8 protein-coding genes and 2 pseudogenes are annotated in these 9,211 nt (G+C 40.9%); 5 read left to right on the forward strand and 5 right to left on the reverse strand.

The window, feature by feature from the left end; all coding sequences use genetic code 11:
* From ACYVIL_RS19360 to ACYVIL_RS19380, 5 genes and pseudogenes are all read left to right on the forward strand, one after another.
* Window positions 1–90, forward strand: a pseudogene (locus ACYVIL_RS19360) (IS5/IS1182 family transposase); the annotation flags it as partial.
* Window positions 91–382: 292 nt separating this feature from the next.
* Window positions 383–931 (forward strand): hypothetical protein, encoded by a 549-nt coding sequence (locus tag ACYVIL_RS19365; RefSeq protein WP_460314296.1) that lies wholly within the window; start codon window positions 383–385, stop codon window positions 929–931.
* Between the two features lie 11 nt (window positions 932–942).
* Window positions 943–2,712, forward strand: a complete 1,770-nt coding sequence (locus tag ACYVIL_RS19370) for an OmpA family protein (protein ID WP_460314298.1) — start codon at window positions 943–945, stop codon at window positions 2,710–2,712.
* A 20-nt stretch (window positions 2,713–2,732) separates the two neighbouring features.
* Window positions 2,733–3,224 carry a Rab family GTPase gene (locus ACYVIL_RS19375; RefSeq protein WP_303475414.1) on the forward strand — a complete coding sequence of 164 codons (492 nt, stop codon included), beginning with the start codon at window positions 2,733–2,735 and terminating at the stop codon, window positions 3,222–3,224.
* A 5-nt stretch (window positions 3,225–3,229) separates the two neighbouring features.
* On the forward strand, window positions 3,230–5,362 hold the full coding sequence (locus ACYVIL_RS19380; RefSeq protein WP_460314300.1) for a putative bifunctional diguanylate cyclase/phosphodiesterase: 2,133 nt from the start codon (window positions 3,230–3,232) through the stop codon (window positions 5,360–5,362).
* 499 nt (window positions 5,363–5,861) lie between these two features.
* Here the strand turns inward: ACYVIL_RS19380 and ACYVIL_RS19385 are convergent, their stop codons facing one another.
* The 5 genes and pseudogenes from ACYVIL_RS19385 to ACYVIL_RS19405 form a co-directional block, all read right to left on the reverse strand.
* A complete protein-coding gene (locus tag ACYVIL_RS19385) occupies window positions 5,862–7,451 on the reverse strand; it encodes a hypothetical protein (protein WP_460314302.1) in 1,590 nt (529 codons plus the stop codon).
* Window positions 7,452–7,921: 470 nt separating this feature from the next.
* Window positions 7,922–8,185, reverse strand: a complete 264-nt coding sequence (locus ACYVIL_RS19390) for a Txe/YoeB family addiction module toxin (protein ID WP_460314304.1) — start codon at window positions 8,183–8,185, stop codon at window positions 7,922–7,924.
* Window positions 8,178–8,399 carry a type II toxin-antitoxin system Phd/YefM family antitoxin gene (locus ACYVIL_RS19395; protein WP_460314306.1) on the reverse strand — a complete coding sequence of 74 codons (222 nt, stop codon included), beginning with the start codon at window positions 8,397–8,399 and terminating at the stop codon, window positions 8,178–8,180. Before ACYVIL_RS19395 ends, ACYVIL_RS19390 begins: the two co-directional genes overlap by 8 nt.
* 136 nt (window positions 8,400–8,535) lie before the next feature.
* Window positions 8,536–8,769: pseudogene (locus tag ACYVIL_RS19400) on the reverse strand (BrnA antitoxin family protein); the annotation flags it as partial.
* Window positions 8,757–9,041 (reverse strand): BrnT family toxin, encoded by a 285-nt coding sequence (locus ACYVIL_RS19405; RefSeq protein WP_460314308.1) that lies wholly within the window; start codon window positions 9,039–9,041, stop codon window positions 8,757–8,759. The pseudogene ACYVIL_RS19400 and the gene ACYVIL_RS19405, both read right to left, overlap by 13 nt.
* Between the last annotated feature and the right edge of the window lie 170 nt (window positions 9,042–9,211).

A 9,211-nucleotide genomic window follows, 5' to 3' on the forward strand; every position in this document is an offset into this window, starting at 1 on the left:
ATATCAACGAGGTATGAAAAGTTAGCAAGGAATTATGCCAGTATGGTTTCACTGGCATTTTCGATGATGTGGTTGCCGATGTATTGCTGAGTGAAATATGTACAGCAAAGATCAACAGGCCTTAGGTACCCTTATTAACGTTGTAAAAAATAACAATACATACTTTAATTTTTTGAATACCAATCATAGAAAACAGCCATATTCGAATAATCGTAGAAGACAGCCATATTGGAGCAACGAAAAATTAATCGTTTTGAAAGCGAGTTGTTAGCCTGTATCTTAGAGTAAAAAAACTGATTAGTGTCAATTATTTCCCGTGCATTTAGTCGTTTTTTTAGGCTATGATTGTTTTACGGTATATAAGCAGAAGGAAGTGATAGTGGTGAATAAAAAATCAGACGACCGAACCAAGGAAGATGCTCCTGCCAAAAGCGACAGTAATTCCCCTTCAGAATTGGCTACTTTACGACAAATTGTGTTTGGCGCTGCGCAAGCGGATATTGAACACAGGTTGTCAGAGTTAGAGCATAAAATGCTAGAACGCTTTCAACAATCCGACCAACAATTGGCAGCCAAGGTTAACGAGCTAAACAAGTCTATGCAAAGTGGTTTCGAAGAGTTGCAGTTGAGAGTTAACTCGATGGACAAAGTGTATGATGATAAAACCGCTGAACTAAATGCCTATGCGAATAAACTTTCTTCTGAGTTAGAGATGTCTGATAACAATGGGCGACAAGAGACGGATGAACTCCACACAAGGGTAGACAAAGAGGTTGCCATGCTCACTGAAAAATATGACGCTCGATTCGCTGAAGCGCTAGAGAGGCTGGATCAGGTAACCAAAGAACTCAGTTCAACTAAAACCGATAGAAAAACGTTAGCAAAACTACTTGCTACCATGGCGGTTAACTTAGAAACCGACGAAGAATAAAGCCAATTTTCATGGCAGATTGTGGCAACTCGAATATACCTAGTGAAGATGATGTGGCTATGCAGCAGCTACGGGAAATTATACTGGGTAAAAATCAGGAACTGGTTAAGCAAGTTATTAAAGACAACGCCAGAGAAATGGTTAGCGAGGTAGTAATAGAGGCGATTCATGATCGTCAGAAACACAATGACGAGTTCAGCAAGATACTCACCCCCGTGGTTCAAAAGTCTGTGGAAACCTCAGTCAAACAGCAAAGTGAACAATTCGTTGGCTATTTTTATCCCCTTGTAGGGCGCTTAGTGCGCAAATCCGTCACCTCTTTCCTCAGTGAATTTCTAGAAAAAACCAACGTTTTAATTGAAAACAGCCTAACATTTAAAGGTATTAAGTGGCGCTTTAAAGCTTGGCAATCTGGTGTCAGTTTTTCTCAATATGTAGCCAGTCAAACCTTCATATTTAAAGTTGAGCAAGTGCTGTTAATCCATCAGGAAACCGGAATTTTACTCAATTCGGCATCTCAATCAGTTCATGAATCAGCCGACGGAGACCTAGTTTCGGCAATGTTAACGGCGATCAATGATTTTGTGTCTGATTCGTTCAAGCCGCAACAAGAGTCTCCAGAACAAAACTTAGAAGTCATCAAAACAGAAGACTTTTCATTGGTCATAAAGCGCGGTCCTAAACTACTTTTGGTGGCAGCTGTGACTGGCAATATTCCCCAAGATATCTCTAACAAATTTCAAATAACCAACGAATACATCCATAAACTATATGCCAAAGAAATCGCAAACTTTAATGGCGACACTGTACCTTTTGAAGCAACCTCTCAGCAATTACAAGAGTGCTTACTCGCTAAGATGCGCCCAGAAGCAATAAAGAAGAAAAATAAAAAGCCGATACTTGCTATTTTGTTAGTGTTGATTTTATGCATTGGGTTGGGTTTCTTAGGGTTTCACGATTATCAACAAAATCAGTTAGTAAATCAGATTACACAAATCGGACAACAACCCGGAATTGTTATGGGGAAATTTGAACGAGTGGGTTGGCAAGGAATTGAATTATCGGTATTGCGTGATCCCGATGCGATTTCTGTGGAAGACTGGCTGCTTGAACAGGAAATGGATGCAAGCAACATTTTAGTCTTTGAAAAACACTATCTGTCACTAGAAGAGCCCTTAGTAAAAACTCGCCTAAAAACGATTTTAGCGCGATACCCACAGGTAAATGTTAATTGGCAGCAAAGAATCCCAGTGTTACAAGGCGTATTACCAAATGCCCAACGTGTGGCTTTAGCAACAGAAATATATGCGATTCCGGGGTTAACTTATGCAGATGAGTTAATCTCTGGCGTAAAAGCTGAAGAATTAGCTACTATTAATGAGGATAGCCCAGAAATATTAACGGCTCTTTTCGAAATCAATACGGCGAAAATAGACAGTACACAAATTGAATTTGAACAAGGACAGAGTACCTTAAACGAAAAAGCCCAAGAGCAATTACGGGCACTAGCTGGTTATCTGAGTAGCGCAATTGAATTATCCAAGAAACTAGAGTTAAATGTAGGTCTGATTATTATGGGCGCAAGTGATTCAACGGGCTCTAAACAGTTTAATCAATCCCTAAGTCGAAAACGAGCCATCGCTGCTCGGCAATATTTAGTTGAGCAGGGAATTGAGCCCCAATATTTAAACGCCATAGGATTGGGAGTGGTAGAGATGAAAGCTTCTGGCTCAGGTTTGCGTAAAGTCATTTTTAATATTATTGATTTCAAGACGGATTAAATAAGGACATCAACCCGATTATGTTCCAAAAAAAGATTTGCCTACTCGGACCATCAGGAGTAGGGAAAACCAGTTTGGTAAAGCAATTTGTGGAAGGCACTTTTTCTGAAAAGTACCTAACCACTATTGGTGTTAAGGTTGATAAAAAACTAGTCGATTTAGCCGTCGAACAAGTGCAACTTATGATTTGGGATTTAGAAGGGATCGACCGTTATTGTGGATTCCAGCCTAAGTACCTGCGAGGGGCTTCAGCCTACGCAATAGTAACCGACCATACACGCTCTCAAAGTCTTGTAGAAGCCATGGAAATTCATCGCATGGTACGAGAAGTCAGTGATATCCCTGCAATTCTGATTATCAATAAGAGCGACCTTGATGTGGCCTGGCATTGGACGGAAAGTGAACTGAATGGCTACAGTAAAGAATTTGTTCGCAGTTTTTCCACTAGCGCAAAAACCGGCGAACAAGTTGAAGACATGTTTAAGTTTATCGCCCAACTAACGTTGAATTAATCAATATGCAACCATCACTTATTCAAGCACTAGGCATCATAAACTGCGCTATTTTAAAACGAATAGAGGGCAAACAATTTCGGGTTATCCATTGCGATAAAGATTGGTTTTATTCTATTGCTCCTGAAGCAAAAGATAGCGAAGTTTTCGAGTTTGCCGGCAATTCAGCCTATCTGGACGACTTTTTTATTGATGCTGAAGAGTCCTGGCGAAATAGTAGTGAAGGACAAATTCACTCGGGTATTTGGTCAGAACAAACTGAAGATCAATTATTGCGTTTGGAAGCCCTGGCCGCGGTTTCAAATGGTGACTCATATTTGGTCATCAACAATTTAGAGGGGGAGTATCAAAAACAACGAAAAACCCTTCAAGCGGCTCGAGAACTACTAATTTCCAATGATAAAGTCCTCGCCCAACATGAGTATATTCATGAACGCCTCGATCAAGTGTTGCGAGAGAATCAAACGTTACAAACGCTACAAAAACCCATAAAACGGGTGATAGAAAATGCTGATATTGGTGTGGTGATTACCGATGCACAACTAAATGTAATTATCCAAAATCCAAATTCATACAGTGTATTTGAAACATCCGACTTACCCTCTGAGGCATCACCATTTAAGAAGTTACTCGAACTGTTTAAGAATCAATGTGTCGAGTTTGAGAGAGTGATAGGAACGAGTAGTCGTTGGCATGGTGAACTATTCTGGCATAACCCGCCTTATTCAAGTAAGTGGCTGAAATTAGCGTTATACCCAGTAACCGACGAAAACCAAAACCTACAACATTGGATATTTATATTCAGCGATGTCAGTCGTGTTAAATATTTACTCCAAAGAAATGAAAAATTAAATCTGTACGATAATGTCACTAACTTGCCCAATCGCCAGTTTTTCTGGCAAAAACTAGAATACCAAATTGAAAAAGCCAAGCCATTTTTCATAGTGTACTTGGATGTAAAACATTTCAAACAAATCAACGAACTACACGGCCATCAGGCGGGCGATCAAATATTAGTCACCCTAGCTGAGCGGATACAGCAATGTATCAGTACAAAGGATTTGTGTGCACGAGTAGGTGGCAATGAATTCGGCATCATATTAACCGATTGTAAAGAGCAAAATGATTGTGTTGAAGTTGCCAATCGTCTAATTGAATCCATTCAACCGCCGTTTTACACAGCTTCCAAACAAAAGGTTCAGATCGGCCTCAATCTAGGTGCTGCGCATTTTCCAAGTGACGCCTCAAATTCCGAGGATTTAATGAAGTTTGCTGATTTAGCCATGTTTTCAGCGAAAAAAGAAGATAAAAGTAAATTGTGCTTTTATTCAATAGAACTCAAAGAGGCTTCTCAATACCGACTTGAATTAGAAAGCGCTTTGAAAGATGCCATTAGTAACAACCAGTTTGAACTTTTCCTACAGCCAATAGTTGATTTGAATACTGGGCAGGTTGCCAAAGCAGAGGCGTTAATAAGATGGCGTCTAGCCGATGGTAATCTTACTAGCCCCGACAAATTTATCCCCATAGCTGAACAAACGGGATTAATTGTCCCTATTGGTAAATGGGTAATTAGTCGGGCAACGGAAATGCTCAAAGTGATTATGCAATATGAGCCTGAATTGAAAATTTCGGTAAATTTATCTCCTAGACAAGTGGCAGATAGGCATTTATTCGATTTTGTAACCCAAGCGATTGATCACAGTGGAGTGCCAGCTAAGAATTTAGAGCTAGAATTAACTGAAGGCGTGTTAATCGATAACTATGACAAAGTAAAACTCTTACTTGATCAGGTAAGAAACATTGGTATTTCCACCTCAATCGATGATTTTGGTACTGGCTATAGCTCACTGTCATATTTACAAAAACTGCCAATTGATAACCTTAAAATAGACCGATCATTCATTATCGACCTAGAGCAGAACGAAAATGACAAAGCTATCATATTAGCAGTGATAGCTATGGCCCATAGCTTAAAGTTAGGGGTAGTAGCCGAAGGGGTTGAAAACCAATACCAAGCAGACTTTTTATTAGACAACAGATGCACCGTAGCTCAAGGGTATTTGTTTAGCCGACCATTACCATTTGATGAATTTTGTGAGCTACTCATTGCCAAGAAACACGCTAATAAACACTAGTTAATTTGTAGTGGCGCTTATCTGTTTCAGATACTTTCTAAGAAGGTGCGAGCTAGCCTAACGGTAACAAAGAGCGAAGAGCAGAATGGCAAAACAAGCGCAGTATGTCATCCCGTTATTGTTCCAGCGACCAAAGGGAGCAAGTTTAGAGCCTTGTTAGGTGCGGGTTGACCATTTTTCGATAAACTTGATGAGTTCTTGAAAATACTAATTTAGCTTTTTGTGGTGTCGAGTCTGAAAAGCTATGAGTGGCCCCATCTATTTCATGGTAAATAAACTCATGATTTATTTCTGTTAATTCCGCTACAAACTCACGGCTCATAACCACAGGCACTAATGGGTCTAGGCTGCCAAAGAGCTAGCGACTACGCAAGTTTTTTATCTCTGTGGGAAGGAACCCTATTTTCTGTTCATTTTCATCTACCTAAACTCTTAAAGCGTATAACCCCTGTTAAGATAGACAGCTAAACAAAATGGAAAGGCTTCACTGTCACTCAATTCACCGATAAGCTTTATCTGCGAGCATTATCAAGTGCTTCTCAAACTTTTTCACCATGTCACTTTGACAATCAAGCTCCCGAATCGCTGTTTCTAAACCGGCCAAAATTAAGCCCGTTTTCTCCAGTCCAAAATAACTGTCCATAAAGTCGGCAATATCGCCGCTCGCAGCACCACAAATTTTGTCACACAAGGCGTGAAATTCAGGATTCACTCGGTACTTTGTGCCTAGTTGGATCCCCCCAATAGAGCCAGCATAATTCCCATAAAGGTCTTCATAATCAATAACTTCAGTTGTTACGCGGGTATCATAAAGCTTAGTGCCTTTGCGAAAGCAGGCGGCAGTGCGGTCACCAGTAAGTTTAGTAGGGGTTGTCGCCCAAAGACTATAGTTGTAAATATATTTACCCGCCAGAAAAACAGGAAGCCGTAACCTAAAGTCGGTTTTATTCGCACCTGGAATACCCGCCTGCAAAAGGTAGCTTGTAAACTGTTTCAGGGCTGGGGTGCCCGCACTTCGCGCGTACTCCTCCTCCAGTTGTTGGTCAATGCGTTTCAACACTGCGGTATCGTTACGATAAATGGCATCTAAATACACCCCGCCCAACATTGAACAGTAGGGTGATGAAGTACAGGTCCCAAACACACGCTCGTTTATTCTTAGCGTTGCATACTCTTTTGCTTTTTGGCTCATGTGGTGCGCTTTGAGGCTCATGCCAGCACGGGGCGCCAGATGGAATGTCATTCTTTCCCATGCTGCTAATGAGCCTTCTTTATAAAAGTGAACTTGAATTGCTGAGGCTCGCTTGCAGCTTTTTCGGACCAAAGGCAGAATTTCTTTGGCGACAAAACCCTCAAAGCCAATTTTATCTTTCCCTTCGTAATTCGCAGTTACCCACTCATCTCTGCTTTTCACAGACGTGTTAAACACGGCATCAATGTGCGCATAGCCGCTATAGCAAAAAGGGTCATGGTGAGGATACAAATTGAAGGGCCCGATATTGCCAAGCAACCTGTTGACACGATCTAACTGCGGCTGAGGCGTCAAGGCTAATATTGCCTCAGCTGGCATCGAGGCCTTAGCTTGGCTATATGGCTTGTATTCGTATCGTGTGACTTGGCCATCTCGATACCTGAAAATAAAAAAATCCCAATTCTGGTAACCAAATTTGGGAGACCAATTCATCATCTCTAAGCGAATATCGTAATTCGTCTGAAACCCAGTAACCTGCCCGCAAATGTTTTCAATAACAGGTATCAGTTTTTGTTCTACAAATGTTTCATAATTTGGCGTGAAAAGCGTAGCACGCTCAGCAGGGCTAAGCTTATGTTCCGCTCGTAACCTAACGTACTTTGGGAATTCGTGCTTCCGCTGCAACGTGCACCACGACTGTAAGCTGCCGTTGTCATCTGGCATAATTTTTAATTTATCAGTCTGATAAAGCACATGATCAACGGCTTTTTCTTGAGCCAACGCAGCGTTGGTGAACAGACCAAACACTATCAAGATTGCGCTAAAACAATATTGCAACGCTTTGCATTCATTTAATTTCAAATCACCGCCCCCCGAAGAACAAAAGGCTAAACCCATTGAAAGCTGCGCCTTTTGAGTGATTAAAGATTATTAAATTCACATTTAGAACAAACCAAACAAGTAGAAAGAGCTTATACTTAGACGAAAAGTATAGCACAGGGAAGCATAGATAGGCTTACGTCAGCCCTTTAACCTCAGCTAAACGCCCCAGGGTAACATTACCATCATATACCCGCCATAATGCTCTTTAGCAAACGCCTCCGCATTTGAGCAGATAGCAGACTACTAAGCTGTTTAATACCTTTTTAAGACTCTAGCTTCCGAGAGGTAAGATACTGTTGCTTAAGACCAAGTTACAAGAGCTACCCTTGGCTTAGGAAGGAAGGATAAATCACTCATAAACCCTCTTTGGCGCTTAATACTTAAATATGGACGACAAACTGGCTGGCTATAATGGCTAAGCCGCCTGCCTGTTTGTGTCCCAGCGCGCCTATGGGTAACATAATTTTTTTGTTCGCCGCCACTTACTAGTAATGGTAACGACACGAGATAACCGTAATTGCTGTATCATCCACGGCGTATACCAAACGATTGGTATCATCTATTCTGCGAGACCAGAAGCCTGATAGGTTTTCTTTAAGGGCTTCTGGTTTTCCAATTCCATCAAATGGAGAACGCTGGACATCGGTAATTAGTTTATTGATACGTTTCAAAGTTTTCTTGTCTTGAGTCTGCCAATAAACGTAACTATTGCAGGCCTCATCAGTCCATGACAATAACCTGTTACTCATCAATAAGTTCACGCTGAGTCGTTTTTCTCGCTTTAAACTGCGCAATTGAACGATTTAAGTGTTCAGCGTTCGCTGGCGAACGAAGCAAGTGAACAGTTTCCATAAGACTGTTGTAGTAATCCAATGACATCACAACAGCATCTTCAGAGTCACGACGAGTGATTACAGTGGCATCGGCATCGTTAATTACATTGTCTAGCTTGCAAATGAGCACATGTGCAGAATGTTGTGCAGAACTTCGTCATGGCCGTTAACGCCAAGCTAAGCCGCCGGAACGGAGTTGATTGTTTTATGCGAGCGCAGCGCAAAAGCACACTAGTACCTATTGACTAACCGGAGGCTCATATGTGTTATGCCTTTGTATCCCACGATATATCAATTTTACGATGTTGGGCTACGCAGTCTCTAAGATAAAGGTTAATTAAGCTTTGATATGGTACACCTGAGTCTTCTGCCATTGATTTAAAATATTCAACCACGTCTTCGCTGATCCTCATTGTGACCGGTTTTTTAAGTCTGCTTGCATAAGGATTTTTCCGTGATTGCATTTTTGATAAATCATATTCATTTTTCATAAACTGCCACCATAGTGTTTCTGCTCATTCTTTGTTGCCTTCCTCGCGGAAATAATTCTTATGACATCACCATTTCCACGCTCGCAATGACAAACCAAAACAAGTCTTACTTCGTTACTCAATCCAAGCATCAAAAACCTATCTTCCCCGATTTGCGAGTGTTCCATATCAAGAAATTGAATAGCAAATTCATCGAAGAATACTGATTTCGCTTCTTCAAAAGAAACGTTGTGCTTGGTAATGTTTGAGGCAGCTTTTACCTCATCCCATTCAAATAAAATCGTACATACATTGTATGTACATTAATCTGATCTGTCAAAAAGGCATAGACATAATGACTCCCCTTGAGCCAGTTTGAAATAGTGCTGATCTCCAATTATTCGTGGGTTAGTTAAAAACCAGAGCCATAATAGTTCTGCAAAGAAACTAAAAAGGAGATCAGCATGAATAA

The organism is Aliiglaciecola aliphaticivorans (genome assembly GCF_054782055.1).